This window comes from Streptomyces sp. NPDC002619 (assembly GCF_042889305.1).
Lineage (GTDB): Bacteria > Actinomycetota > Actinomycetes > Streptomycetales > Streptomycetaceae > Streptomyces.
In genome coordinates this window covers 255,098-280,409 of the sequence record NZ_JBIAQV010000001.1, presented here as the reverse complement: position 1 = coordinate 280,409, position 25,312 = coordinate 255,098, and the positions used below count along the sequence as shown (strand labels likewise).

36 protein-coding genes are annotated in these 25,312 nt (G+C 67.0%); 5 read left to right on the top strand and 31 right to left on the bottom strand.

Annotation, left to right across the window (positions count from 1 at the left end):
- Nucleotides 1–75 precede the first annotated feature (75 nt).
- The 5 genes from ACFYXB_RS01510 (at nucleotide 76) to ACFYXB_RS01490 (ending at nucleotide 7,628) form a co-directional block, all read left to right on the top strand.
- Nucleotides 76–1,446 (top strand): glycoside hydrolase family 26 protein, encoded by a 1,371-nt coding sequence (locus ACFYXB_RS01510; RefSeq protein ID WP_389576679.1) that lies wholly within the window; start codon nucleotides 76–78, stop codon nucleotides 1,444–1,446.
- A gap of 241 nt (nucleotides 1,447–1,687) precedes the next feature.
- Nucleotides 1,688–3,139: a glycosyltransferase family 2 protein gene (locus ACFYXB_RS01505; protein ID WP_389576677.1), complete on the top strand. Its 1,452-nt coding sequence runs from the start codon at nucleotides 1,688–1,690 to the stop codon at nucleotides 3,137–3,139.
- 19 nt (nucleotides 3,140–3,158) lie between these two features.
- Nucleotides 3,159–4,391, top strand: coding sequence for a glycoside hydrolase family 113 (locus tag ACFYXB_RS01500; protein WP_389576675.1), 1,233 nt, complete (start codon nucleotides 3,159–3,161; stop codon nucleotides 4,389–4,391).
- A 16-nt stretch (nucleotides 4,392–4,407) separates the two neighbouring features.
- Nucleotides 4,408–5,508 carry a sugar phosphate nucleotidyltransferase gene (locus ACFYXB_RS01495; protein ID WP_389576673.1) on the top strand — a complete coding sequence of 367 codons (1,101 nt, stop codon included), beginning with the start codon at nucleotides 4,408–4,410 and terminating at the stop codon, nucleotides 5,506–5,508.
- Between the two features lie 35 nt (nucleotides 5,509–5,543).
- Nucleotides 5,544–7,628 (top strand): acyltransferase family protein, encoded by a 2,085-nt coding sequence (locus ACFYXB_RS01490; RefSeq protein ID WP_389576671.1) that lies wholly within the window; start codon nucleotides 5,544–5,546, stop codon nucleotides 7,626–7,628.
- Between the two features lie 87 nt (nucleotides 7,629–7,715).
- On the opposite strand, the gene truA is transcribed toward ACFYXB_RS01490, so the two are convergent.
- From truA to rpsJ, 31 genes are all read right to left on the bottom strand, one after another.
- Complete coding sequence (gene truA / locus ACFYXB_RS01485; RefSeq protein ID WP_389576669.1) at nucleotides 7,716–8,579, bottom strand: tRNA pseudouridine(38-40) synthase TruA; 864 nt, start codon at nucleotides 8,577–8,579, stop codon at nucleotides 7,716–7,718.
- Between the two features lie 89 nt (nucleotides 8,580–8,668).
- Nucleotides 8,669–9,178, bottom strand: coding sequence for a 50S ribosomal protein L17 (gene rplQ, locus ACFYXB_RS01480; RefSeq protein WP_388504163.1), 510 nt, complete (start codon nucleotides 9,176–9,178; stop codon nucleotides 8,669–8,671).
- A gap of 116 nt (nucleotides 9,179–9,294) precedes the next feature.
- Nucleotides 9,295–10,317 carry a DNA-directed RNA polymerase subunit alpha gene (locus ACFYXB_RS01475; RefSeq protein ID WP_062640332.1) on the bottom strand — a complete coding sequence of 341 codons (1,023 nt, stop codon included), beginning with the start codon at nucleotides 10,315–10,317 and terminating at the stop codon, nucleotides 9,295–9,297.
- Between the two features lie 153 nt (nucleotides 10,318–10,470).
- The gene (rpsK, locus tag ACFYXB_RS01470; RefSeq protein WP_003956432.1) at nucleotides 10,471–10,875 is read right to left on the bottom strand and encodes a 30S ribosomal protein S11; all 405 of its coding nucleotides are present in this window, start codon (nucleotides 10,873–10,875) and stop codon (nucleotides 10,471–10,473) included.
- Nucleotides 10,876–10,940: 65 nt separating this feature from the next.
- Nucleotides 10,941–11,321: a 30S ribosomal protein S13 gene (gene rpsM, locus ACFYXB_RS01465; RefSeq protein WP_351354165.1), complete on the bottom strand. Its 381-nt coding sequence runs from the start codon at nucleotides 11,319–11,321 to the stop codon at nucleotides 10,941–10,943.
- Between the two features lie 190 nt (nucleotides 11,322–11,511).
- Nucleotides 11,512–11,625: a 50S ribosomal protein L36 gene (rpmJ, locus tag ACFYXB_RS01460; protein WP_003998809.1), complete on the bottom strand. Its 114-nt coding sequence runs from the start codon at nucleotides 11,623–11,625 to the stop codon at nucleotides 11,512–11,514.
- Nucleotides 11,626–11,687: 62 nt separating this feature from the next.
- Nucleotides 11,688–11,909, bottom strand: coding sequence for a translation initiation factor IF-1 (gene infA, locus ACFYXB_RS01455; protein WP_003948620.1), 222 nt, complete (start codon nucleotides 11,907–11,909; stop codon nucleotides 11,688–11,690).
- Nucleotides 11,910–12,235: 326 nt separating this feature from the next.
- Complete coding sequence (gene map, locus ACFYXB_RS01450) at nucleotides 12,236–13,072, bottom strand: type I methionyl aminopeptidase (RefSeq protein ID WP_389576666.1); 837 nt, start codon at nucleotides 13,070–13,072, stop codon at nucleotides 12,236–12,238.
- 99 nt (nucleotides 13,073–13,171) lie between these two features.
- Nucleotides 13,172–13,837 (bottom strand): adenylate kinase, encoded by a 666-nt coding sequence (locus tag ACFYXB_RS01445; RefSeq protein ID WP_389576664.1) that lies wholly within the window; start codon nucleotides 13,835–13,837, stop codon nucleotides 13,172–13,174.
- Nucleotides 13,837–15,150 carry a preprotein translocase subunit SecY gene (gene secY, locus ACFYXB_RS01440; protein WP_389576662.1) on the bottom strand — a complete coding sequence of 438 codons (1,314 nt, stop codon included), beginning with the start codon at nucleotides 15,148–15,150 and terminating at the stop codon, nucleotides 13,837–13,839. The genes ACFYXB_RS01445 and secY overlap by 1 nt, the downstream gene beginning before the upstream one ends.
- 189 nt (nucleotides 15,151–15,339) lie before the next feature.
- Nucleotides 15,340–15,795: a 50S ribosomal protein L15 gene (gene rplO, locus ACFYXB_RS01435; protein ID WP_389576660.1), complete on the bottom strand. Its 456-nt coding sequence runs from the start codon at nucleotides 15,793–15,795 to the stop codon at nucleotides 15,340–15,342.
- Nucleotides 15,796–15,797: 2 nt separating this feature from the next.
- Entirely contained in the window at nucleotides 15,798–15,980 is a 183-nt protein-coding gene (gene rpmD / locus ACFYXB_RS01430) for a 50S ribosomal protein L30 (protein WP_388504156.1), read from the bottom strand.
- The gene (rpsE, locus tag ACFYXB_RS01425; RefSeq protein ID WP_007494753.1) at nucleotides 15,980–16,585 is read right to left on the bottom strand and encodes a 30S ribosomal protein S5; all 606 of its coding nucleotides are present in this window, start codon (nucleotides 16,583–16,585) and stop codon (nucleotides 15,980–15,982) included. Before rpsE ends, rpmD begins: the two co-directional genes overlap by 1 nt.
- A gap of 36 nt (nucleotides 16,586–16,621) precedes the next feature.
- Nucleotides 16,622–17,005: a 50S ribosomal protein L18 gene (rplR, locus tag ACFYXB_RS01420; protein ID WP_051813144.1), complete on the bottom strand. Its 384-nt coding sequence runs from the start codon at nucleotides 17,003–17,005 to the stop codon at nucleotides 16,622–16,624.
- A 3-nt stretch (nucleotides 17,006–17,008) separates the two neighbouring features.
- Nucleotides 17,009–17,548: a 50S ribosomal protein L6 gene (gene rplF, locus ACFYXB_RS01415; protein ID WP_351354149.1), complete on the bottom strand. Its 540-nt coding sequence runs from the start codon at nucleotides 17,546–17,548 to the stop codon at nucleotides 17,009–17,011.
- A 24-nt stretch (nucleotides 17,549–17,572) separates the two neighbouring features.
- Nucleotides 17,573–17,971 carry a 30S ribosomal protein S8 gene (rpsH, locus tag ACFYXB_RS01410; RefSeq protein ID WP_351354146.1) on the bottom strand — a complete coding sequence of 133 codons (399 nt, stop codon included), beginning with the start codon at nucleotides 17,969–17,971 and terminating at the stop codon, nucleotides 17,573–17,575.
- A 216-nt stretch (nucleotides 17,972–18,187) separates the two neighbouring features.
- Complete coding sequence (locus ACFYXB_RS01405; RefSeq protein WP_003956452.1) at nucleotides 18,188–18,373, bottom strand: type Z 30S ribosomal protein S14; 186 nt, start codon at nucleotides 18,371–18,373, stop codon at nucleotides 18,188–18,190.
- A gap of 5 nt (nucleotides 18,374–18,378) precedes the next feature.
- Complete coding sequence (rplE, locus tag ACFYXB_RS01400; RefSeq protein WP_016434630.1) at nucleotides 18,379–18,936, bottom strand: 50S ribosomal protein L5; 558 nt, start codon at nucleotides 18,934–18,936, stop codon at nucleotides 18,379–18,381.
- Nucleotides 18,936–19,259, bottom strand: coding sequence for a 50S ribosomal protein L24 (rplX, locus tag ACFYXB_RS01395; RefSeq protein ID WP_351354142.1), 324 nt, complete (start codon nucleotides 19,257–19,259; stop codon nucleotides 18,936–18,938). The genes rplE and rplX overlap by 1 nt, the downstream gene beginning before the upstream one ends.
- Nucleotides 19,260–19,261: 2 nt before the next feature.
- Entirely contained in the window at nucleotides 19,262–19,630 is a 369-nt protein-coding gene (rplN, locus tag ACFYXB_RS01390) for a 50S ribosomal protein L14 (RefSeq protein ID WP_003998823.1), read from the bottom strand.
- 112 nt (nucleotides 19,631–19,742) lie between these two features.
- Complete coding sequence (gene rpsQ, locus ACFYXB_RS01385) at nucleotides 19,743–20,051, bottom strand: 30S ribosomal protein S17 (protein ID WP_351354139.1); 309 nt, start codon at nucleotides 20,049–20,051, stop codon at nucleotides 19,743–19,745.
- Nucleotides 20,051–20,275, bottom strand: coding sequence for a 50S ribosomal protein L29 (rpmC, locus tag ACFYXB_RS01380; RefSeq protein ID WP_108708260.1), 225 nt, complete (start codon nucleotides 20,273–20,275; stop codon nucleotides 20,051–20,053). Before rpmC ends, rpsQ begins: the two co-directional genes overlap by 1 nt.
- Nucleotides 20,275–20,694, bottom strand: coding sequence for a 50S ribosomal protein L16 (rplP, locus tag ACFYXB_RS01375; RefSeq protein WP_351354136.1), 420 nt, complete (start codon nucleotides 20,692–20,694; stop codon nucleotides 20,275–20,277). Before rplP ends, rpmC begins: the two co-directional genes overlap by 1 nt.
- Nucleotides 20,695–20,699: 5 nt before the next feature.
- Nucleotides 20,700–21,530, bottom strand: coding sequence for a 30S ribosomal protein S3 (gene rpsC, locus ACFYXB_RS01370; protein ID WP_351354133.1), 831 nt, complete (start codon nucleotides 21,528–21,530; stop codon nucleotides 20,700–20,702).
- Nucleotides 21,530–21,877 carry a 50S ribosomal protein L22 gene (gene rplV / locus ACFYXB_RS01365; protein WP_004571827.1) on the bottom strand — a complete coding sequence of 116 codons (348 nt, stop codon included), beginning with the start codon at nucleotides 21,875–21,877 and terminating at the stop codon, nucleotides 21,530–21,532. Before rplV ends, rpsC begins: the two co-directional genes overlap by 1 nt.
- Before the next feature lie 44 nt (nucleotides 21,878–21,921).
- Nucleotides 21,922–22,203, bottom strand: a complete 282-nt coding sequence (gene rpsS, locus ACFYXB_RS01360) for a 30S ribosomal protein S19 (RefSeq protein WP_005481224.1) — start codon at nucleotides 22,201–22,203, stop codon at nucleotides 21,922–21,924.
- 12 nt (nucleotides 22,204–22,215) lie between these two features.
- Nucleotides 22,216–23,052, bottom strand: coding sequence for a 50S ribosomal protein L2 (rplB, locus tag ACFYXB_RS01355; protein WP_030811669.1), 837 nt, complete (start codon nucleotides 23,050–23,052; stop codon nucleotides 22,216–22,218).
- 38 nt (nucleotides 23,053–23,090) lie between these two features.
- Complete coding sequence (rplW, locus tag ACFYXB_RS01350) at nucleotides 23,091–23,510, bottom strand: 50S ribosomal protein L23 (protein WP_389576655.1); 420 nt, start codon at nucleotides 23,508–23,510, stop codon at nucleotides 23,091–23,093.
- Nucleotides 23,510–24,166 (bottom strand): 50S ribosomal protein L4, encoded by a 657-nt coding sequence (rplD, locus tag ACFYXB_RS01345; protein WP_351354127.1) that lies wholly within the window; start codon nucleotides 24,164–24,166, stop codon nucleotides 23,510–23,512. The genes rplW and rplD overlap by 1 nt, the downstream gene beginning before the upstream one ends.
- An 8-nt stretch (nucleotides 24,167–24,174) precedes the next feature.
- A complete protein-coding gene (gene rplC, locus ACFYXB_RS01340; protein WP_351354124.1) occupies nucleotides 24,175–24,819 on the bottom strand; it encodes a 50S ribosomal protein L3 in 645 nt (214 codons plus the stop codon).
- 17 nt (nucleotides 24,820–24,836) lie between these two features.
- Entirely contained in the window at nucleotides 24,837–25,145 is a 309-nt protein-coding gene (rpsJ, locus tag ACFYXB_RS01335; protein ID WP_003948644.1) for a 30S ribosomal protein S10, read from the bottom strand.
- Between the last annotated feature and the right edge of the window lie 167 nt (nucleotides 25,146–25,312).

The window sequence follows — 25,312 nt, the reverse complement described above, 5'->3', positions numbered from 1 at the left end:
CCCCCTCGAACGCCCCGGCACAGGCGTCACCGGGGCGGAATCACTGCACGGGGTGCGAGGGAGGGGGACCGACGTATGCGTATGCGAGGACGGCTTCGGCTCATCGGGGCGGGCGCGACGGCCGCACTGCTGGGCCCGGTCGCGCTGTGGGCGCTCTGGCCGGACGACCCCCCGCAGGCGCCGCGGCACGTCCCCACCGACCTGCGCGAGCGGGACCCGGAAGCGACGCCCGCCGCACGCGAGGTCTACGCGCTGCTGGCCGGACTGGAGAACGACGCACGCCGGGGCCGGCCGAACCGTACGGTGATCGGGCAGCACGTGGAGCTGCAGAACGAGCGGTACAACGCGGCGTACGGCGACTACCGCGGTACCAAGCCGCCGGGCTACTACTACCGCAAGGCCCGGGACATCACCGGCCGCCTGCCCGCCTTCGTCGAGCTCGATCTGGGGCCGGGCTACGGCCAGCCGGGCTGGGCGGTGGGCGAGGCACGGTCCTACTCCCGCGCCTGGCCGAGCTGCCGGCACATGTGGGGTTACGTCGAGGACGTCGTGGACCTCGCCGTGGGCGTGTGGGCGGGGCTGCCCCGGGCGGCCGACGGCTCCTACCGCCCGTCCGGCACGCACACGGACTGCGCGTCCGGCACCGAGGTCACCCTGCCGCACAACGGCGGCACCCCGGCCGGCTTCGTCGGATTCTCCTTCCACCAGCCGTATCCGGGCAGCGCCGTCAAGGGCTTCGCGCAGACCCTGTGCCGCAACTCGCCCGCCGCGCAGGACCCCGGCTGGTTCGGCCGGGTGATCACCGAGGGCACGGCAGAGCACCGGGCCCTGCTGCACGACCTGGACTTTCTCGCCGACCATCTGGGCTACCTGGCCGACCGGGGCGTACCGGTACTGCTGCGGCCGTACCACGAGATGAACACGACGCCCGGCCACGGGTTCTGGTGGGCGGGGCAGGACCCGGCCGCGTACCGGAAGCTGTGGCGGCTGACGTACGACTACCTCGTGCAGCGCCGGGGCCTGCACAACCTGATCTTCGTCTGGGCGCCGAACTCGTGGGAGGGCACCTACGGACGCGTGCCCTGGGCCTACTACCCGGGCGACGAGTGGGTGGACATCGTGGGTGTCGACGACTACAGCGGGGGCCCGGACCGGCCGTTCGGCGGCGGTAACTGGACCGAAGTCTGGTACCGCGGTCTGGAGCGGTACGCGAAGCCTCGGATCGTCGCCGAATCCTTCCACGTACCGCTCAACGCGCACCAGCCCCGGACGCTGACTCGGACGCCGTGGGTGCTGTGGACGGTGTGGGGGCAGGCGCTGACGTACGACAACGTCTCCGAGCCGCGGTACAGGAACACCGTGGACGACGTGAAGCGGACCTACGGATCCGACCGAGTGTTGACCGCCGATGACTGGAGACCACCGAACGAGAACTTGCTTGGTTAAATTTTGAACACATGTCACCTACATCACTTCCACACCTCGCATATACGTGTAAGGATCAGGATTCTGTTCGGCCAGTGGTTTGGGCGCCTGGGGGGCATCTGAACGGCGAGTGGCCGAGACGCCGATGAAGGCGTCGGGGGGCAGGAACCCGAAGTGAATGCCGCGGCGCGCGAAGCGTGTCGCGACAGAGATCGGTGCTGCCTCGACGCGCCGTCCGATCTCACGGGAGTTCCGCAGCCTCATGGCATCGACACTTGTCGACGGGGGGATGCCGCATTCGCGGCACAACGTCAAGCTGGCGAAACGTACCGCCGCGTGGCGGCCGGGCATCCTGCCGTTCCTGATCCCGCTGGTGTTCCTCACAGCCTTCAGCCTGTGGTCGTACTCACCCAGTGACTCGCCGCTGGCCTGGCTGATCACCATCTGCTGGGCCCTTCCGGTGCCCGGCGTACTTGTGTCGATCCAGGGCTTCATGCTCATCCGCCGCCGGACCCGCAAGGCCCATCTGATGACCCCGCCGGCCCCCGTGGAGCAGGACTTCCTGATCGTGCTCGTGCCCACCATCGGGCGCCACGACACCTACCCGGCCCTCGAGCGCTCCGTCCTCTCCTACGTGGAGCACCTGCCGGAGTGGTTCCCGTACATGCGCGTGGACGTCCTCACCGAGGAGGGCTGTGAGGCCGCCGAGCGGATCGATGAGCTGGCCGCGAACAGCCAGCTGATCCGAGTGGTCACGGTCCCGAAGGCCTACCAGACCAAGAACGGCACCCGTTTCAAGGCCCGCGCCAACAACTACGCGCACGAACTGCGCATCGAGGAGGGCGAGGCCCTCGACTACGTCTGGGTGCTGCACATGGACGACGACACGGGTGTCGGCCCTGACACCTCGGCATCCCTCGCCCAGTTCATCAACCGTCAGCGCCGTGCGACCCCGGAAGAGGTCAAGCACATGGCGCAGGGCATCCTGACCTACCCGCGCGAGAACGCGGTGAGCATGCTCACCTGGTTCGCCGACGCCATCCGCCCCGCCGACGACATCGCCCGGTTCCGCGCCTTCACCGGCCTGGGTACCCCGGCCGCCGGTGTGCACGGCGAACTCCTCGTCATCCGCGCGTCCATAGAGGCCGAGATCGGCTGGGACTTCGGCCCCAAGGAGATCGTCGAGGACGCCCGGCTGGCCCTGACCTTCTGCCGCCTGTACCCGGGCCGCAGCGACTGGTTCAACGGCCGCTGCTACGGCGCCTCGCCGTCCAACGTGAAGGACTTCATCAAGCAGCGCGAGCGCTGGGCCTGGGGCCTGGTCGCCCTCTGCTTCAACCGCAAGGTGCCGCTGCGCTACCGCTGGTTCCTGACCATCTGCGTGACAAGCTGGATCCTCGGCCCGCTGCAGCACGTCGGCACGATCGTGTTCGTGGCCTGGTTCATCGGCAACATGAACACCTCGCCTGTGACCCAGTCGGTCGTCCTGCTGTGGTCGATCAGCTTCGCCTACGTGATCTGGGCTTACTGGGAAGGGCTGCGACTCAACGCGATCGCCTCGGTGAACGGCAGACGCAAGTGGTGGGAGCCCATGGCCGTCCTCCTCATGCTGCCCTACTTCTCCCTCATCGAAGGGATCGGCGGCATCAAGGGCCTGTGGAAGTTCATCCGCCGTGAGGAGAACAAGTTCGTCGTCATCGCCAAGCCCGCCTGACCCGAGAGATCACACACCCATGAAGCGCGCACGCCTGCCCATGCTCGCCGTGATGCCCGTCGCCGTCATCTCCTTCGTGGTCGCGGTCCCCTTCGTGCTCGGCGACCACCCGCTGCAGTGGTCTTCGGGCTCGCTCGTGCCCCACCTGGTGCTGGACGGCAAGGAACACACCCAGCCCGCCGGCTCCAAGAACGGCGGCAGCGGGACTTCCGCGACATCCTCGCGGACCGCCGAGGTCGCCAGGGTGGACAAGGAATGGAAGAAGGGCATGCCCCAGTGGGGCGCCCAGCTCTACTGGGAGGACAACCCCAGGCACTCCCTCGAATACGTCGAGAAGCAGGCCCGGCTCCACGCGAACTACCTGGTCGGCCTGCACGCCAACTCGGTCAGCGTGTCCTTCCCGTTCTTCACCGGGGACCACTCCTCGACGAAGATCAGCCGTGGTGACAAGACACCGACGCCCGAGCATCTCGCCCGCGTGCTGCAGATCTTCCACGAGGCCGGGCTGCGCACCACCGTCCGGCCTCTCATGGACGAGCACTCCCTGCAGGCCGAGGACAAGGACAACTGGCGCGGCAACATCAAGCCCGCCGACCGCAGCGCATGGTTCGCGTCGTACGAGAAGTTCGTCACCCCGTATCTGAAGGCGGCGGAGAGCGAGAAGGCGGCCACCTTCGTCATCGGTACCGAGCTGAACTCCCTGGAGGGCGACCCCCGCTGGGACACGGTCGTGAACGACGCCGAGAAGCTGTTCAGCGGCGAGGTCGCCTACGACGCGAACTGGGACGCCTATGTCCAGGGCCCGGTGACCATGCCGGTCACTCACCTCGGCATCGACGCCTACTTCCCGGTCAAGGTCGCCGACGACGCCCCGGTGGACACCCTGGTCGACGGCTGGAACAAGTGGTTGGACAAGAAGGCCACCGGCCCTCTACCCAAGATCACCATCGCCGAGGCCGGCATCGGCGCCATGAACGGCGCCTACCACGCCCCCGGCGACTTCTACACCCAGCGGGCGGTCAACCCCCAAGTGCAGGCGAACTGGTACACCGCCGTCTGCAAGGTCGTCCAGGAACGGAAGATGAGCGGCGTCTACTGGTGGTCGATCTACTTCGACGACGACCCGAACACCAAGCCCGACGACAAGGTCGCCTCCCGGCTCGACTTCGCCGGCCGCTCCCTCTCCGAGAAGGCCATCAAGACCTGCTTCAGCTCTGACTACGCAGGCCCTGGCACCGACAGCGCAAGTTGACCGAGCGGAGGCAATCATGCAAGAAGCCATCATCCTGGTGGGCGGCAAGGGAACGCGCCTGCGCCCGCTGACGAACCACACTCCGAAGCCGCTGCTGAGCGTCGCGGGCTCCTCGTTCATCCGGCACCAGATAGCCAAGCTGATGGACGCGGGCGTCGAGCACGTGGTGTTCGCCACCTCGTATCTCGCCAGCCTCTTCGAGGAGGAGTTCAAGGACTTCTCCCAGGATCTGGCGATCTCCTACGCCGTCGAGGACGTCCCGCTCGGCACCGGCGGGGCGATCCGCAACGCCGCACGGCTGCTGCGCGGCGGTTCGGCGGACGCGCCGGTCCTCGTCCTCAACGGCGACATCCTGTCCGGCGTGGACCTGGGCGCCATCCTGGCGCGGCACGAGGACCGGGAAGCGGATGTGACCCTGCATCTCACCCGGGTTCCCGACCCGCGGGCCTTCGGTCTGGTCCCCACCGACGAATCCGACCGGGTGCTGGCCTTCCTCGAGAAGCCCAAGACGCCCGAGGAGTGCGTCACCGACCAGATCAACGCCGGCTGCTATGTCTTCAGCCGGTCCGTCCTGGACGCCATCCCGGCCGATCGTGAAGTCTCGATCGAGCAGGAGACCTTTCCGCAGCTCGTCGCCCAGGGTCGGCGCGTGTTCGGCCACACCACGGAGGACTACTGGCGCGACCTCGGTACGCCGCTGGCCTTCGTCCACGGCTCCGCCGACCTGGTGATCGGCAACGTGACCTCCCCCCTCGTGAAGCAGCCGGTCGAGGCCCTGATCCATCCCACGGCCGTCGTCGACACGACCGCCCGCGTCATCGGCGGCTCGACGATCGGCGCGCACGCCGTCATCGGCCCGCGCGTGGTCGTCGACCGCTCCATCGTCGGCGGGGGCGTCACCGTGGCCGAGGGCGCCCGGATCCACGAGTCCGTGGTGGATCACGACTCGTCCATCGGCGCCGACTGCCTTCTGCGCGAGGTCGTGGTCGGCTGCCACGCACACATCGGCGCGGAGAACGAGCTGCCCGCCCAGCTGCGGCTTGCGTGCGGCATCCACATCCCCTCCCTGGGGGTGCGGGTGAGCGGTACCGCCACCCCCTGCCTGACGGTCCACTGAGAGATCCGGCCCGACCGGACAGCCACGGGAGAGACGTGACAACCCATCAAGCCACCGCGATAGGCGACCCGACGCGGCCGCCCGAGCACCGGTCGGAGCAGCACCGCCGAAAAGCCCCGAAGGAAGACCGGCTGCGCAAGTACCGGCCCGACCTTCAGGGCCTGCGCGCCGTCGCGATCACGATGGTCGTCTTCGTGCACACGGGCATCCTCGGCATCCACGGCGGCGTCGACGTCAGCTTCACGCTCAGCGGCTTCCTCATCGGCAGCCAGCTCCTCGCGGAGATCGACAAGACCGGCAAGGTGTCGCTCGGCAAGTTCTGGGCCCGCCGGTTCCGGCGGCTGGCACCGGGGGCCGCCCTCACCATCGTCGTGACGGCCGTGGTGGCCTGGATCTACGCCAGCCCGTTCAAGTTCCGCGGCTACATGCAGGACGGCTTCGCCGCCTCGCTGAGCTTCATCAACTGGCGCCAGGCCGAGAACGGCACCGACTACTTCGCCGCCGACGGCAGCCAGTCGCCGTACCAGCACTTCTGGTCGCTGAGCATCGAGGAGCAGTTCTACGTCCTCGCGCCGATCGTGCTGGTCGTCGTCGCCTGGCTCAGCCGGGCCATCTTCCGCAACCGCTTCCTGGTCGGGCTGTTCCTGGCCGCCGTGATCAGCGGCTCGCTCTATCTGTCGGTCACGACGACCCAGACGAACCAGCCGCTCGCCTACTTCGGCACCCCGACCCGCGTTTGGGAACTGGCCGTCGGCGTCTTCGTCGCCCTCAACGCCCGGCTCCTGTCCCGCATGTACCGGGGCCTCGCGGCCGTCCTCACCTGGGTCGGACTCGGCACCGTACTGGTCACCGCGTCCCTCATCACCGAACAGACCCCCCTGCCCGGGTACGCCGTGGGCGGCCCCGTGCTGGGCGCCGCCCTGATCATGGCGGGCGGCTGTGCCAACCCCCGCCTCGGCGCCGAGCGGCTCCTCGACAACCCCGTCTTCAACTTCGTCGGCAACGCGAGCTATGGCTGGTACCTCTGGCACTGGCCGCTGCTGATCCTCTGGTCGGACATCGTCGGCCACGAGATCACCTACTCCGACCGCTTCCGCGTCGCGGCGGGCTCCTTCGTGCTGGCCGTCGCCGGGCACTATCTGATCGAACGGCGTCTGAAGGCCAACGTCAGGCTCGTGCAGATCCCGTGGCGCGGCATCCTGACCGGCCTGACCCTGACCGCCACCGCTGCCGTCGCCATGACCCTCGCCATTCGGGTGGTACCGCTCAACCTGTCGGTCACCACGGCCGCCGGCGCCGCGGCGAACGGCTTCGGGGGCATCGCAACCGTCGAGCAGGCCGTGAAGGAGCGGGACCACCCCCGGATCAGCGAGGATGCCCTGATCAAGGCCCCGCACGACCGCGGCGACCACGGATGTATCGACCAATTGCTCGTCACCGAGTTCGTCGTACAGGACAACTGCGTCATCGGCGACACCACGGCCAAGCGGACGATGGTGCTGCTGGGCGACTCGCACGCATACCAGTGGGGCAACGCGTTCGACAAGCTCGGCAAGAAGCTGCACGTCAAGGTCATCACCGTGATCAAGAGCGGCTGCACCCCCGAGGTGTACAAGATCACCCGCGAGGATCTCGGACGCGACTACACCGAGTGCACGAGCTGGCGGAAGACGGCCCTCGACAAAATCGACCAGCTCCACCCGGACGTGCTCGTCGTCGCCAACCGCGTCCAGGCGACCACCACCCGTCAGGGCGCGGACCAGACCTTCGAGCGGCTGAAGGCCACCGGCGCGAAACTGGTCTACCTCGCGGACACGCCGTACCCGAACCGCTCCATACCGGACTGCCTGGCCACCAAGGGCGCCGAGATCGGTACCTGTAGCCCCAAGTCCACGGAAGTGGTCGACCACCCCGAGTTCCGCCTCATGGAACGGGAGGCGGCCGAGAAGTACGGGTTCAAGGTCATCGACACGATCCCCGCCTTCTGCGCCGACGGCTACTGCCCGGCCGTGATCGGCGGACACGTCGTCTACTGGGACTACAGCCACATGACCGGCGGCTATTCCACGTCCCTGGAGCCGTACCTGGAGCCGTCCTTCAAGAAGGTCCTGGCCGGCTGATCCCGTCGGCCCGATCCCACCCGGGGGCTCTGCGGCGACCGCCGCGGAGCCCCCTTTCAGTGCTCCGCGCCCCGCATCCGGCGGTCCCTAGCCGCAGCACCCGCCCGGCGCCGGCAGCGACCGCTTGTTCCGCGACTCCTTGTTCCGCGCCGCCAGCAGCTCGTCCGCCGGGTACCCGACCTCCTCCAGCGTCAGCCCGTGCGGCCGTACGACGTGGACCGCCGAGTCCCGGACACCCGCGAGCAGCACCGTGCCCGGCCAGTCCGGCGGACGGTGGCCGTCGCCCACGAACAACAGCGCCCCGATCAGCGAGCGCACCATGTTGTGGCAGAAGGCGTCGGCCCGGACGGTCGCCGTGATGATCCCGTCGTCGCCGCGCACGAGACTCAGCTCCTGGAGCCAGCGGATCGTGGTCGCGCCCTCGCGCTTCTTGCAGTACGCGGCGAAGTCGTGCTCCCCCAGCAGCCGTTGTGCGGCCTCGTTCATGGCGTCGACGTCGAGCGGCCAGTCGTGCCACAGGACGTGACCCCGCAGGAGCGGGTCGACCCCGCCCGGGGCGTCGGTGACGCGATAGGCATAACGCCGCCAGATGGCCGAGAAACGGGCGTTGAAGCCTGCGGGTGCCTCGTCGAACCGCCAGATCCGCACGTCCTTGGGCAGCCGCCCGGCCAGCCGCTTCAGCAGCTTCTCCCGCTGCTCGGCCCACAGTTCCTCGGGCAGGTCGACGTGCGCCACCTGGCCGCGGGCGTGCACCCCGGCATCGGTCCGGCCGGCCACGGTCAGTTCGTACGTCGTCCCGTGCGACCGCGTCACCGTGCTCAACGCGTCCTCGATCTCCGCCTGTACGGTCCGCTGGCCGCCGGCCTGCTTGGCCCAGCCGTGGAAGTCGGAGCCGTCGTAGGACAGGTCGAGGCGGACACGTACAAAACCGGGCTGTACTTCGGCACTCACAAGGAGATCCTCTCAAGTACGAGATCCTCTCAGGAACGCGAAAGCGGGCCCGCCCCGAAGGGCGGACCCGCTCAGCGCGAGGGTTGACCTCAGGCGTCCTTCGACTCCTCGGCCGCCTCGACGGCAGCCGCGTCCTCGACGACCTCGTCGGCCTTGGTCTCCTCGACCTTGACCTCCTCGGCCTCCTTGACCGCACGCTTGGTGGCGGCCTCGGCCTCACCGGTCGCCTGCTGCGCCACCGTCAGCGCCTCGACCAGCTCGATGACAGCCATGGGCGCGTTGTCGCCACGGCGGTTACCGATCTTGGTGATGCGGGTGTAGCCACCCGGCCGGTTCTCGTAGCGCGGGCCGATCTCGGTGAAGAGCGTGTGGACGACGCTCTTGTCCGTGATCACCTGGAGCACCTGACGGCGGTTGTGAAGGTCGCCCTTCTTCGCCTTGGTGACCAGACGCTCGGCGTACGGCCGCAGACGGCGGGCCTTCGCCTCGGTGGTGGTGATACGACCGTGCTCGAACAGCGACTTCGCGAGGTTCGCGAGGAGCAGCTTCTCGTGCGCGGCACTGCCGCCCAGACGGGCACCCTTGGTGGGCTTCGGCATTGTTCTTCTCCTGTGTGTCTGCCCCGGCCGTGTCAGGTACCGGGGGCAGTATCCGAGCGGGCGGTTGCCCGTCGGAGATCCGGGGGTCTCGGCGAGACCCCCGGAGGTGGAACCGATCAGTACTGCTCGGTCTCGACGAACCCGGCGTCCGCGTCGTCGTCGGCGCCGAAGGCGTCGGCAGCTGCGGTCGGGTCGAATCCGGGCGGGCTGTCCTTGAGCGCCAGGCCCATGCCGGCCAGCTTCGCCTTGACCTCGTCGATGGACTTCGCACCGAAGTTGCGGATGTCCAGGAGGTCCGCCTCGGAACGCGCCACGAGCTCACCCACGGAGTGGATGCCCTCACGCTTGAGGCAGTTGTACGACCGAACGGTGAGCTCCAGCTCCTCGATCGGCAGGGCAAGATCGGCGGCAAGGGCGGCGTCCGTGGGGGACGGGCCCATGTCGATGCCCTCGGCGTCGATGTTCAGCTCGCGGGCGAGACCGAACAGCTCGACCAGGGTCTTACCGGCGGACGCCATGGCGTCACGCGGCCGCATGGCCTGCTTCGTCTCGACGTCGACGATCAGCTTGTCGAAGTCGGTCCGCTGCTCGACACGCGTGGCCTCGACCTTGTACGTGACCTTCAGCACCGGGCTGTAGATGGAGTCGACCGGGACACGGCCGATCTCCTGGCCCACCTGCTTGTTCTGCACGGCGGAGACATAGCCGCGACCGCGCTCGACGGTCAGCTCCATCTCCAGCTTGCCCTTGCCGTTGAGCGTGGCGAGGACCAGGTCGGGGTTGTGCACCTCGACACCGGCCGGGGGCGCGATGTCGGCGGCGGTGACCAGACCCGGACCCTGCTTGCGCAGGTACATCACGACCGGCTCGTCGTGCTCCGAGGAGACGACCAGCTGCTTGATGTTGAGGATCAGGTCGGTGACGTCCTCCTTGACGCCCGGCACGGTGGTGAACTCGTGCAGGACGCCGTCGATGCGGATGCTGGTGACAGCAGCGCCGGGGATCGACGACAGGAGGGTGCGACGGAGGGAGTTGCCGAGGGTGTAGCCGAAGCCCGGCTCCAGCGGCTCGATCACGAACCGGGAGCGGAACTCGTCGACGACCTCTTCGGTCAACGAGGGACGCTGAGCGATCAGCATGTGTGGATCAGATCCTTCTTTCGTGGACGCCCGCTATTTGACGTCCGACGGACCGCGCCGCTTGCACAGCACGGGTATTGCAAGGGTACGGGCGATACGGCCCTTACAGAGCCGTACCGCCCGAATCCACTGCTCGTACGAAGCAGCCGTGCGTCAGACGCGGCGGCGCTTCGGCGGGCGGCAGCCGTTGTGCGGGGTCGGGGTGACGTCCTGGATGGAGCCGACCTCGAGGCCCGTGGCCTGCAGGGAGCGGATCGCGGTCTCACGACCGGAACCCGGGCCCTTCACGAACACGTCGACCTTGCGCATGCCGTGCTCCTGGGCGCGGCGGGCGGCCGACTCGGCGGCCATCTGCGCGGCGAACGGCGTGGACTTCCGGGAGCCCTTGAAGCCGACGTGGCCGGCGGAGGCCCAGGAGATCACGTTGCCGGACGGGTCCGTGATGGAGACGATCGTGTTGTTGAACGTGCTCTTGATGTGCGCGTGGCCGTGAGCGACGTTCTTCTTTTCCTTGCGGCGCACCTTCTTGGCAGCGCCCTGACGACCCTTGGGGGGCATCTACTAACTCCTACGGGAGGTGGTCGGTCCTACAGCGAAGACCGTGGACAGAGGTCCGCTGCGGACTACTTCTTACCCGGCTTCTTCTTGCCGGCGATGGCGCGACGCGGGCCCTTGCGGGTACGAGCGTTGGTGCTGGTGCGCTGACCGCGGACGGGCAGACCGCGACGGTGACGCAGACCCTGGTAGCAGCCGATCTCGACCTTGCGGCGGATGTCGGCCTGGACCTCGCGACGGAGGTCACCCTCGGTCTTGATGTTGCTGTCGACGAACTCGCGGATCGCGACGAGCTGCTCTTCCGAGAGGTCGCGAACGCGGGTGTTCGGGTCGACGCCGGTCGCCGCCAGCGTCGCCTTCGAGAGGGTCCGGCCGATGCCGAACACGTAGGTGAGGGCGACCTCCACGCGCTTTTCGCGCGGGATGTCAACACCGGAAACGCGTGCCATTCAATGGCTCCTGGTGATCTTCGGAGGTCTTCCGCAGAACCGGCTCCCAGTCGCCGTACGAGGTACGAACTGGGTCCCCGGCCTCCGAACCGGGGGTGTCGAGCCATGATCGGCTCGGGCCCTGCGTATGAACATATTCAGCTTGCGTCGCGCGAATCTCTGCGGTCGGTGCAGAGGGATCGGTCCTGCGTCAGCCCTGGCGCTGCTTGTGGCGCGGGTTCTCGCAGATGACCATGACCCGGCCGTGACGGCGGATCACCCTGCACTTGTCGCAGATCTTCTTGACGCTCGGCTTGACCTTCATGGGGTGAGGTTCTCCGGGTCAGTTGCCGGCGACCCCGCGCGAACGCGGGGTGTGGGCAAGATCTACTTGTAGCGGTAGACGATCCGACCACGCGTCAGGTCGTACGGAGACAACTCCACCACGACCCGGTCGTCAGGGAGGATGCGGATATAGTGCATGCGCATCTTGCCGCTGATGTGTGCCAGGACCTGGTGGCCGTTCTGGAGCTCGACCTTGAACATGGCGTTCGGAAGAGACTCGACGACAGTGCCCTCGATCTCGATGGCACCTTGCTTCTTGGCCACGCTTCGCCCTTCGAATCGACTACCTTGATCGACTCCCTCGCGTCCCTTGCGGGCGCATGCGGACATGCGAGTGCACGAGAGCCGACGAGTCAGTCTACGTCAGGGCACTCGGAAAGACGAATCGGGGAATCCTGCCCCACCACGCAGATCCTTAAGCCGGCGGATCGGGAGCGACCGTGATGCCGTGCGGCTGTGCTCCGCCGGTTTGGCCTTCCCGCCGTCCGTGGTGATGACCGTCCAGTCGACCATTCCTTGACGCCGCTCTCACGGGTTCGGCGCCGGAGCGCCTCACGGGCTCCGACCGGCGGGGGTGGCCGGGGCAGCCGTCAGCCGAGCGGGTCCGGCGCGGCCGTCACACCGTGCTCCGCCAGTTTGGCCTTGCCGGCGTCCGGAGCCGTGAGGACCAGCGGGCCCTCCTCCGTCAGGGCGACGGAGTGCTCCCAGTGGGAGGACCAGGTGCCGTCCGTGGTGATGACCGTCCAGTCGTCCTGGAGGACCTCGGTCTTCGGGGTGCCCAGGGAGACCATCGGCTCGATCGCGAGGCAGAAGCCGGGCACCAGCTTGGGGCCCTTGCCGCGGCGGCGCTCGACGTAGTTCAGCAGGTGCGGGTCCATGTGCATCTCGGTGCCGATGCCGTGGCCGCCGTAGTCCTCGATGATCCCGTACCGGCCGCCGCCGATCTTGGGCTGGCGGCGGATGTACGTCTCGATGGCGCGGGAGACGTCCACGAGACGGTTGCCCAGCTTCATCGCGGCGATCCCGGCCCACATGGATTCCTCGGTCACCCGCGACAGCTCGATCAGCTCCGGAGCGTGACCGGAGCCCACGAACGCGGTGTACGCGGCGTCGCCGTGCCAGCCGTCGACGATCGCGCCGCAGTCGATGGAGATGATGTCGCCGTCCTTGAGGACGACCTCGTCCGACGGGATGCCGTGGACCACGACCTCGTTCACCGACGTGCAGATGGTGGCCGGGAAACCGCCGTACCCGAGGAAGTTCGGCTTGGCGTTGTGCTCCGCGAGGACCTTGCGGGCCACCTGGTCCAGATCGTTCGTCGTGGCTCCCGGCACCGCGGCCTCCCGGGTCGCCGCGTGGATGGCGGCGACGACCAGCCCCGCCTCACGCATCTTCGCGATCTGCTCGGCGGTCTTGATCTGCACCATGGGAAGCCTGCGCTCTCCGTCACTCACGTCAGTCGATTACTTACACAACAGTACGGCCGCGGCGCCCGAGGGGGCACCGCGGCCGGAACGGCCCGAGAACTACTTCTCGGTGTCCTCGTCGCGCTTCAGAGCTTCCATCGCCCGCCGCGTGATCTCCTCCACCGGGCCCAGGGCGGAGATCGTGACGACCAGTCCCTGTGCCTTGTAGTAGTCGATGATCGGCTCGGTCTGCGTGTGGTAGACCTCGAGCCGCTTGCGGACGGTGTCCTCGGAGTCGTCGTCGCGCTGGTACAGCTCGCCGCCGCAGACGTCGCAGACGCCCTCCTTCTTCGGCGGGCTGTACGTCACGTGGAAGACGTGGCTGGAGTCCTTGCGGCAGATGCGGCGGCCGGCGATGCGCTTGACCACCTCTTCCTCGGGAACCTCGAGGTCCAGCACGGCATCGAGCTTGATGCGCTCGGTCTTGAGCAGCTCGTCCAGCGCCTCGGCCTGCGACACGTTGCGCGGGAAACCGTCCAGCAGGAAGCCGTTCTCGGCGTCCGGCTGCTCCATGCGGTCCTTCGCCATCGCGATGGTGACCTCGTCGGGGACGAGGTTGCCGGCGTCCATGTAGGACTTCGCGAGCTTCCCGAGCTCCGTCTGCCTGCTGATGTTGGCGCGGAACAGGTCGCCCGTGGAGATGTGCGGGATGTGCAGCGTCTCGGCTAGGCGCACGGCCTGCGTTCCCTTACCGGCACCCGGCGGCCCGACGAGGACGATTCGCATCAGCGGAGGAACCCTTCGTAATTGCGCTGCTGGAGCTGGCTCTCGATCTGCTTCACCGTCTCGAGGCCCACACCCACGATGATCAGGATGCTGGTGCCACCGAACGGGAAGTTCTGGCTTGCCCCGAAGCCAACCAACGCCATCGTCGGTACAAGAGCGATCAGACCCAGATACAGCGAACCCGGCCAGGTGATCCGGTTGAGCACGTACGACAGGTACTCAGCGGTCGGTCGGCCAGCCCGGATGCCCGGGATGAAGCCACCATACTTCTTCATGTTGTCGGCGACTTCCTCGGGGTTGAAGGAGATCGCCACGTAGAAGAACGCGAAGAAAACGATGAGCAAGAAGTACGCGGTGATGTAGAGCGGGTGGTCACCCTTGGTGAGGTTCTGCTGGACCCAGGCCTTCCAGCCCGAGTTTCCTCCGGAGAACTGGGCGATCAGTGCCGGGATGTAGAGCAGCGACGACGCGAAGATGACGGGGATCACGCCCGCCTGGTTCACCTTCAGCGGGATGTACGTCGACGTACCGCCGTAGGAACGGCGGCCGATCATGCGCTTCGCGTACTGCACCGGGATGCGCCGCTGGGCCTGCTCGACGAAGACGACGAGCGCGACCATGATCAGGCCGACGGCGATGACGGTGCCGAACTCGATCCAGCCACCGGCGAGGGTGCCCTGCTTCTTGATGGCCCACAGCGCGGACGGGAAGGTCGCGGCGATCGAGATGAACATCAGGATCGACATGCCGTTGCCGATGCCACGGTCGGTGATGAGCTCACCGAGCCACATGACGACGGCCGTACCGGCGGTCATGGTGATGACCATCGTGATGGTGGTGAAGATCGCGCGGTCCGGGACGATGCTCGGCGCGACCGTGCAGCCGGAGAACAGGGCGCCACTGCGGGCGGTGGCGACGAGGCCGGTGCCCTGCAGGATGGCGAGCGCCACGGTCAGGTAACGGGTGTACTGCGTGATCTTCGCCGTACCCGCCGAGCCCTCCTTCTTGAGGGCTTCCAGACGCGGGATGACCACAGTCAGCAGCTGAAGAATGATGCTGGCCGTGATGTACGGCATGATGCCCAGCGCGAAGATCGTGATCTGCAGCAGCGCGCCACCGCTGAACATGTTGACGAGACCGAAGAGCCCCTGGTTGCCGGACGCCTCTTTCACGCACTGCTGGACGGCCTGGTAGTTGACGCCGGGAATCGGGATGTGGGTACCGACGCGGTAGACCACGATGATGCCCAGCGTGAAGAGCAGCTTATTGCGCAGGTCGGGCGTCCTGAACGCCCGGGCGAACGCGGTGAGCACGGTGCCTCCTGCGACCCCCGCGCAACTGCGTCAAGGGTGACGGTCTTGAGGTTCGACGGATACAGAAAAACAACAGTGTCTGCCACCTTACCGGCGACACTGCCTCCCTCGGAACGACCAACCGGGGATACCTCAGTGTGAGGTATCCCCGGTCGGGTGCTGCTTACGTCATCGAGGCGCCCGTAGGACTCAGAGGAGCTCGGTGACCGTGCCGCCGGCGGCGGCGATCTTTTCCTTGGCGGAGCCGGAGACGGCGTCGACCGTCACCTGCAGCGCCACGGAGATCTCGCCCTGGCCGAGGACCTTGACGAGGCTGTTCTTGCGAACGGCACCCTTGGCCACCAGACCCTCGACCGTGACCTCGCCACCCTCGGGGTAGAGCGCGGCCAGCTTGTCGAGGTTCACGACCTGGTACTCGGTCTTGAACGGGTTCTTGAAGCCCTTCAGCTTCGGGAGACGCATGTGGAGCGGCATCTGGCCACCCTCGAAGCGCTCCGGAACCTGGTAGCGGGCCTTGGTGCCCTTGGTACCACGACCGGCCGTCTTACCCTTCGACGCCTCACCACGACCGACACGGGTCTTGGCGGTCTTGGCGCCCGGGGCGGGACGGAGGTTGTGGATCTTGAGCGGGTTCTGCTCCGCCATGATCAGTCGACCTCCTCGACCGACACGAGGTGGCGGACGGTGTGCACCATGCCGCGGAACTCGGGGCGGTCCTCCTTGACGACCACGGTGTTGATCCCCTTGAGACCAAGCGACCGCAGGGTGTCACGGTGGTTCTGCTTGCTGCCGATGTACGACTTCGTCTGCGTGATCTTGAGCTGAGCCATTACGCACCAGCCCCGGCACGCGCACGCAGCAGAGCCGCGGGAGCGACGTCCTCGAGCGGCAGACCGCGGCGGGCCGCGACCTCCTCGGGACGCTGCAGCCCCTTCAGGGCCGCCACGGTCGCGTGCACGATGTTGATCGCGTTGTCGGAGCCGAGCGACTTCGACAGGATGTCGTGGATACCGGCGCACTCGAGCACGGCGCGCACCGGGCCACCGGCGATAACGCCGGTACCGGGGGACGCGGGCTTGAGCAGCACGACGCCGGCAGCCTTCTCACCCTGGATCGGGTGCGGGATGGTGCCCTGGATGCGGGGGACCTTGAAGAAGTGCTTCTTGGCCTCCTCAACGCCCTTGGCGATGGCGGCCGGCACCTCCTTGGCCTTGCCGTATCCGACACCCACGGTGCCGTCACCGTCGCCCACCACGACCAGCGCGGTGAAGCTGAAGCGACGACCACCCTTCACAACCTTGGCGACGCGGTTGATCGCGACAACGCGCTCAACGTACGCGGTCTTCTCGGCGGCAGCAGCGCCGCCGTCACGGCCCTTCCGGTCCCGCCGCTCGCCGCCACCGGCACCGCCTCCGCGGCGCTGGGGTCCAGCCATTGGATTACCTCTCTCTTTCCGCTAGCTACAAGCGGCTCAGAACTTGAGCCCGGCTTCGCGGGCGGCGTCCGCCAGGGCGGCGATGCGCCCGGCGTACTGGTTGCCACCACGGTCGAATACGACAGCCTCGACGCCCGCAGCCTTGGCGCGCTCGGCGACCAGGGCGCCGACCTGCTTGGCCTGCGCGGACTTGTCGCCCTCGGCACCGCGGATCGAGGTGTCCAGGGTGGACGCCGACGCAAGGGTGTGACCCTTGAGGTCGTCGATCACCTGGGCCACGATGTGACGGTTCGAGCGGGTCACAACCAGGCGGGGACGCTCGGCCGTACCCGCGATCCGCTTGCGGATCCGGATGTGGCGGCGCTTGATCGCGGCGCGCTTGTAGGCGTCGCCCTTGAGGATCTTCTGTCCGTATGCCATGGCTTACTTACCCGCCTTTCCGACCTTGCGGCGGATGACTTCGCCCTCGTACTTGACGCCCTTGGCCTTGTACGGGTCGGGCTTGCGCAGCTTGCGGATGTTGGCCGCAACCTCGCCGACCTTCTGCTTGTCGATGCCCTCGACCTGGAAGCGGGTCGGGTTCTCCACCTTGAAGGTGATTCCCTCGGGCGCCTCGACGGTGATCGGGTGGCTGTAGCCGAGCGCGAACTCGAGGTTCGAGCCCTTGGCGGTCACGCGGTAACCGACACCGCTGATCTCGAGCTTCTTCACGTAACCCTGGGTCACGCCGGTGATCATGTTCGCCACCAGCGTGCGGGACAGGCCGTGCAGGGCCTTGTTCTGACGCTCGTCGTTCGGGCGGGTCACCTGCAGGGTGCCGTCCTCGCCCTTGGCGACCTCGATCGGCGCCGCGACGGTGTGGGTCAGCGAACCCTTCGGGCCCTTGACCGCGACCGTACGGCCGTCGATGGTGACGTCCACGCCGGCGGGAACCGCGATGGGGAGCTTGCCGATGCGCGACATAGCTGTTTCCTCCGTTCCCTTCCGCTACCAGACGTAGGCGAGGACTTCCCCACCCACGCCCTTCTTGCCGGCCTGCTTGTCGGTGAGGAGCCCGTGGGACGTGGAGATGATCGCCACGCCGAGGCCGCCGAGCACCTTCGGCAGGTTGGTGGACTTCGCGTACACCCGGAGACCGGGCTTGGAGATCCGCTTGATGCCCGCGATGGAGCGCTCACGGTTGGGGCCGAACTTCAGCTCCAGGACGAGGGACTTGCCGACCTCGGCGTCCTCGACCTTCCAGCCCGTGATGAAGCCCTCCTGCTGGAGGATCTCCGCGATGTGAGACTTGATCTTCGAGTGCGGCATCGCCACTGAGTCGTGGTACGCCGAGTTCGCGTTCCGCAGACGCGTCAGCATGTCTGCGATCGGATCAGTCATGGTCATGAATTGGCCTGTGGCCTTTCTCGCCGGGGTTTCCTATATGCGCCATCCCTCTCCCCGTACTTCTGCAGACGGGACGGGTGCGGTGCGGGGACCTACGGCGTAGTAAGTCGATCCAGGGCGGCAGAGGCCCAACCCTCCTAGCCTAAGGCATAAGAGGAGGGGTCTCTGCCGACCCGGGTTGCTTACCGAGAGACCCAGCAATCCCTAATTGGGGGATTACCAGGAGCTCTTGGTCACGCCCGGCAGCTCGCCACGGTGAGCCATCTCACGAAGGCACACGCGGCACAGGCCGAACTTGCGGTACACGGAGTGCGGACGGCCGCAGCGCTGGCAGCGGGTGTACGCACGCACACCGAACTTGGGCTTACGAGCAGCCTTGGCAATCAGAGCCTTCTTCGCCATCTCGCTTACGCCTCCTTGAACGGGAAGCCGAGGTGACGGAGAAGGGCACGGCCCTCAGCGTCGTTGGTCGCCGTGGTGACCACGGTGATGTCCATACCCCGGACGCGGTCGATCTTGTCCTGGTCGATCTCGTGGAACATGACCTGCTCCGTGAGACCGAAGGTGTAGTTGCCACGGCCGTCGAACTGCTTGGGGGACAGGCCGCGGAAGTCGCGGATGCGCGGCAGCGCGAGCGACAGGGTGCGGTCCAGGAACTCCCACATGCGGTCGCCACGGAGCGTGACGTGGGCACCGATCGGCTGACCCTCACGCAGCTTGAACTGCGCGATGGACTTGCGGGCCTTGGTGACGGCCGGCTTCTGACCGGTGATCGTGGTGAGGTCGCGGATGGCGCCCTCGATCAGCTTGGAGTCGCGGGCGGCGTCGCCCACACCCATATTGACCACGATCTTGACGAGGCCGGGGATCTGCATGACGTTCTCGTACTTGAACTCGTCACGCAGCTTGCCCGCGATCTCCTCGCGGTACTTCTGCTTCAGACGCGGAGTCGTGGTGGTAGCCATCAGATGTCCTCACCCGTCCGCTTGGCAACGCGGATCTTGTTGCCCTCTTCGTCGAAGCGGTAACCGACACGCGTGACGACCTTGTTGCCGTCCTTCTCAACGACCAGCTGGACGTTGGAGACGTGGATCGGCGCCTCGGTCGTGACGATGCCGCCCGCCTGCGAACCGCTGGCGGTCGGGCCGGCCTTGGTGTGCTTCTTGACCCGGTTGACACCCTCGACCAGGACGCGCTCGTCGCGCGGGTAAGCGGCAATGACCTTGCCCTGCTTGCCCTTGTCCTTGCCGGTGATGACCTGGACCAGGTCGCCCTTCTTGATCTTCATGCTTACAGCACCTCCGGCGCGAGCGAGATGATCTTCATGAACTTCTTCTCGCGCAGCTCCCGGCCGACCGGGCCGAAGATGCGGGTGCCGCGAGGGTCGCCGTCGTTCTTCAGAATGACAGCGGCGTTCTCGTCGAAGCGGATGTACGAGCCGTCCGGACGGCGGCGCTCCTTGACGGTGCGAACGATGACCGCCTTGACGACGTCACCCTTCTTCACGTTGCCACCGGGGATCGCGTCCTTGACGGTGGCGACGATGACGTCACCGATGCCCGCGTAGCGGCGACCGGAGCCACCGAGCACACGGATGCAAAGGATCTCCTTCGCACCAGTGTTGTCGGCGACACGCAGTCGCGACTCCTGCTGGATCACGTCTATCTCCTGTTTGTCTGCCGGTTCCCGGCAGGGGCCGCCCCTTCAAGAGGATGAGCCCCTGCCGAGCCTGGCGGAACTGTCCTGCGAGGCAACTGCCCCGCAGGAATTGCTACTTGGCCTTCTCGAGGATCTCGACGACGCGCCAGTGCTTCGAGGCGGACAGCTTCCGGGTCTCCATGAGGAGGACACGGTCGCCGACGCCCGCAGCGTTCTGCTCGTCGTGCGCCTTGAGCTTGTTGGTACGGCGGATGACCTTGCCGTACAGCGCGTGCTTCACGCGGTCCTCGACGGCGACGACGACGGTCTTGTCCATCTTGTCGCTGACGACCAGACCCTCACGGGTCTTGCGGGCGTTGCGCTCGCCCGCGGCGGAGCCGCTGTCGGATGCAGTCTGTTCAGTCACATTGCTCTCGCTCATCAGGCGTTCTCCACCGTTTCGATGCCCAGCTCACGCTCGCGCATCAGGGTGTAGATCCGCGCGATGTCCTTGCGGACCGCCTTCAGACGGCCATGGTTCTCGAGCTGGCCCGTCGCCGCCTGGAAGCGGAGGTTGAACAGCTCTTCCTTGGCCTCGCTGAGCTTCGCCAGAAGCTCCTCGTTGCCCAGCTCGCGCAGCTCGGACGCCTTGGTACCGGCCGACATCACGCTTCACCTGCCTCGCGCTTGACGATCCGGCACTTCATCGGCAGCTTGTGGGCGGCGCGAGTCAGGGCCTCACGGGCGATCTTCTCGTTCGGGTAGGACAGCTCGAACATGACCCGGCCCGGGTGCACGTTCGCGATCCACCACTCCGGCGAACCCTTACCGGAACCCATGCGGGTCTCGGCAGGCTTCTTGGTCAGCGGGCGGTCCGGGTAGATGTTGATCCAGACCTTGCCGCCACGCTTGATGTGACGGGTCATGGCGATACGAGCCGCCTCGATCTGGCGGTTGGTCACGTACGCCGGCGTGAGGGCCTGAATGCCGTACTCGCCGAACGCAACCGTCGTACCGCCCTTGGCCTGACCACGGCGCCTCGGGTGGTGCTGCTTGCGGTGCTTGACCCTACGGGGGATCAGCATGTCGGTCAGGCCTCCGTTCCGGTGCTCTCAGCCGGAGCGGCGGCGGGAGCCTCGGCCTTGGGGGCCTCGGCACCGGCAGCCTGCTGCGGCTTGCGACCGCGCCCGCCACGCTCGCCACCACGGCCACCACGGGCCGGGCGGTCGGCGCCGCCACCACGAGCCGGGCGGTTACCCGCACGGGCGGCAGCGTTCTCGGCGCGGACCTCGGCGATGTTCTTGACGTCGCCCTTGTAGATCCAGACCTTCACACCGATACGGCCGAAGGTCGTCTTGGCCTCGAAGAAGCCGTAGTCCACGTTCGCGCGGAGCGTGTGCAGGGGCACGCGGCCCTCGCGGTAGAACTCCGAGCGGGACATCTCGGCGCCGCCGAGGCGGCCACCGCACTGGATCTTGATGCCCTTGGCGCCGGCCTTCATCGTGCCCTGCATGCTCTTACGCATGGCCCGACGGAAGGAGACGCGGGAGGACAGCTGCTCGGCAACGGCCTGAGCAACCAGCTGAGCGTCGGTCTCGGGGCTCTTGACCTCGAGGATGTTCAGCTGGACCTGCTTGCCCGTGAGCTTCTCGAGGTCGCCGCGGATGCGGTCGGCCTCGGCGCCACGGCGGCCGATGACGATGCCCGGACGAGCGGTGTGGATGTCCACACGCACGCGGTCACGGGTGCGCTCGATCTCCACCTTCGAGATACCGGCGCGCTCCATGCCGGACGTCATCATCCGACGGATGGCGACGTCTTCCTTGACGTAGTCCTTGTACAGCTTGTCGGCGTACCACCGGGACTTGAAGTCCGTGGTGATGCCGAGCCGGAACCCATGCGGGTTTACCTTCTGGCCCATTACCGGGTTCCTTCCTTGCTGCTGACGACCACGGTGATGTGGCTGGTCCGCTTGCGGATCCGGTAGGCACGGCCCTGGGCGCGCGGACGGAACCGCTTCAGGGTCGGGCCCTCGTCGACGTACGCCTCGCTGATGACCAGCGAGGAGGCGTCCGTGTGGTCGTAGTTGTGCGCGGCGTTGGCGATGGCGCTGTCCAGCACCTTGCCGACCGGCACGCTCGCGGCCTGCGGGGCGAAACGCAGGACCGCCTGAGCCTCCGTGGCGTCCATGCCACGGATGAGGTCCACCACACGGCGGGCCTTCATGGGCGTGACGCGGATGTACCGCGCCTGGGCCCTGGCTTCCATGGTTGTCCCTTCGATGTTTGTCATGGTCGTTTGCACCCCGCTGACTAGCGGCGCTTCGACTTCCGGTCGTCCTTGACGTGACCCCGGAAGGTGCGCGTCGGCGAGAACTCGCCGAGCTTGTGGCCGACCATGGACTCGGTGACAAACACCGGGATGTGGGTCTTGCCGTTGTGCACCGCGATCGTGTGGCCGAGCATGGCCGGGATGATCATCGAGCGGCGGGACCAGGTCTTGATGACGTTCTTGGTACCGGCTTCGTTCTGGACGTCCACCTTCTTGATCAGGTGGTCGTCGACGAAGGGTCCCTTCTTCAAGCTACGAGGCATCTCAACCCGTCCTTAGCGCTTCTTGTTCGTCTTGCGGCGGCGGACGATGTACTTGTTCGACGCCTTCTTGGGCGAACGAGTACGGCCTTCCTTCTTGCCCCACGGGGACACAGGGTGGCGACCACCGGAGGTCCGGCCCTCACCACCACCGTGCGGGTGGTCAACCGGGTTCATGACCACACCACGGACGGTCGGGCGAACGCCCAGCCACCGCTTACGGCCGGCCTTGCCCCAGTTGATGTTGCTCTGCTCGGCGTTGCCGACCTCGCCGACGGTGGCGCGGCAGCGGACGTCGACGAGACGGATCTCGCCGGACGGCATGCGCAGGTGGGCCATCGAGCCCTCCTTCGCGAGCAGCTGCACGGAGGCACCGGCGGAGCGAGCGAACTTGGCACCACCACCGGGACGGAGCTCGATCGCGTGGATCGTGGTACCGACCGGGATGTTGCGGAGGGCCAGGTTGTTGCCCGGCTTGATGTCGGCCCCGGGACCGTTCTCGACGCGGTCACCCTGCTGCAGGTTACGCGGGGCGAGGATGTAGCGCTTCTCGCCGTCGGCGTAGTGCAGCAGCGCGATGCGCGCGGTGCGGTTGGGGTCGTACTCGATGTGCGCGACCTTCGCCGGCACGCCGTCCTTGTCGTGACGACGGAAGTCGATCACTCGGTAGGCGCGCTTGTGTCCGCCACCCTGGTGGCGAACGGTCACACGACCGGCGTTGTTACGGCCGCCCTTGCTGTGCAGCGGGCGGACCAGCGACTTCTCCGGCGTGGACCGCGTGACCTCGACGAAGTCGGCGACGCTGGCGCCACGACGGCCCGGCGTAGTCGGCTTGTACTTGCGGATTCCCATTTCTCAGTCCTCGTCCGATATCGGACGATCCGACCCGCTTACGCGGCCGGACCGCCGAAGATGTCGATACGGTCGCCCTCGGCGAGGGTCACGATCGCGCGCTTGCTGCCGGCACGCTGACCGAAACCGGTCTTCGTGCGCTTGCGCTTGCCCTGGCGGTTGATCGTGTTGACCCCGGTGACCTTGACCGAGAAGACCGCCTGGACGGCCTGCTTGATCTGGGTCTTGTTGGCGCCCGGGGCGACGATGAACGTGTACTTGTTCTCGTCCAGGAGCGCGTAGCTCTTCTCCGAGACGACCGGCTTGAGCAGCACGTCACGGGGGTCCGTGTACGACTTGCTCAGCGGGGTCTCGACGGTGTTCTTGCCCTCGGTGGCGTGGCGCTTCGCCTTGGCGAGGCGCGCGGCCTTGGCGGCCTTGGCGGCCTTCGAGGCGATGCTCGGGTGGCGGATGGCCATCAGACCTCGCTCCCTTCGGTGTCGTTGGCCTTCGGGCCGGCGACGAAGGACTCGAAAGCGGCCTGGGTGAAGACCACGTCGTCCGAGACGAGAACGTCGTACGTGTTCAGCTGGCCCGGCTCCAGGATGTGGACCTGGGGCAGGTTGCGGGCGGACAGCCACGCGGCCTCGTCGGCGCGGTCGACGACCAGGAGCAGGTTCTTGCGCTCGCTGATCTTGCCGAACAGGCTCTTGGCGGCCTTGGTGCTGGGGGTCTCGCCCTCGACCACGCCGGAGACGACGTGGATGCGGTTGTGACGCGCCCGGTCGGTGAGGGCGTGGCGCAGGGCCGCGGCCTTCATCTTCTTCGGGGTGCGCTGCGAGTAGTCACGCGGCTGCGGGCCGTGGACGACGCCACCGCCGGCGAACTGCGGCGCGCGGGTCGAACCCTGACGGGCGCGACCGGTGCCCTTCTGGCGGTACGGCTTCTTGCCGCCACCACGGACCTCGCCACGGGTCTTCGTCTTGTGCGTGCCCTGGCGGGCAGCGGCCAGCTGTGCGACGACGACCTGGTGGATCAGCGGAATGCTGATCTTCTCGACGTCGAAGATCTCCGCGGGGAGCTCGACGGAACCGGCCTTGTCGCCCGCCGGCGAAAGGATGTCAACAGTGCTCATCGGTTACCTCAGGCCCCCTTGGCCGCGGTGCGGACCAGGACGAGGCCGCCGTTCGGACCGGGAACCGCGCCCTTGATGAGCAGCAGACCCTTCTCCGCGTCAACGGCGTGGACGGTCAGGTTCTGGGTGGTGACCCGCTCGTTGCCCATACGACCCGCCATGCGGAGGCCCTTGAACACACGGCCCGGGGTGGCGCAGCCACCGATGGAACCGGGAGAGCGGTGCTTGCGCTGGGTGCCGTGTCCGGCGCCGAGGCCCTTGAAGTTGTGACGCTTCATGACACCGGCGAAGCCCTTGCCCTTGCTCTTGCCGGTCACGTCGACCTTCACGCCGGCCTCGAACACCTCGGCGGTGATCTCCTGGCCCAGCGCGTACTCGGAGGCGTCCGCGGTGCGGATCTCGACGAGGTGACGACGGGGGGTGACGTCGGCCTTGGCGAAGTGGCCCTTGAGGGGCTTGTTCACCTTGCGCGGGTCGATCTCGCCGAAGGCGATCTGGACCGACTCGTAGCCGTCGGTGTCGTTGCTACGAACCTGGGTGACGACGTTGGGTCCGGCCTTGACGACGGTGACGGGAACAACACGGTTGTTCTCGTCCCACACCTGCGTCATGCCGAGCTTCTCGCCCAGGATGCCCTTGATCTGCTTAGCCATCTCTCAGATCACCGGCCTCAGAGCTTGATCTCGATGTCGACGCCGGCCGGGAGGTCGAGTCGCATCAGAGAGTCAACGGTCTTGGGCGTCGGGTCGAGGATGTCGATCAGGCGCTTGTGGGTGCGCATCTCGAAGTGCTCGCGCGAGTCCTTGTACTTGTGCGGCGACTTGATGACGCAGTACACGTTCTTCTCAGTGGGCAGCGGCACCGGGCCAGCGACCGACGCACCAGTGCGAGTCACCGTCTCGACGATCTTCTTCGCCGAGGAGTCGATGACCTCGTGGTCGTAGGCCTTGAGCCGAATGCGGATCTTCTGTCCCGCCATGGCTACTCAGTAGTCCTGTCTCTTCTTACGCTCTGGAACCCGGTGTTCCTGACTTACGCTCTCCGACCCACGCGGTCGGGCGTGTCGCACTCCCGCCGACACAGATGCCCCTTGTCCGAACATCCCTGCCGGGAAATACAACGGCCCTGGTGGAACCGCGGGCCGGG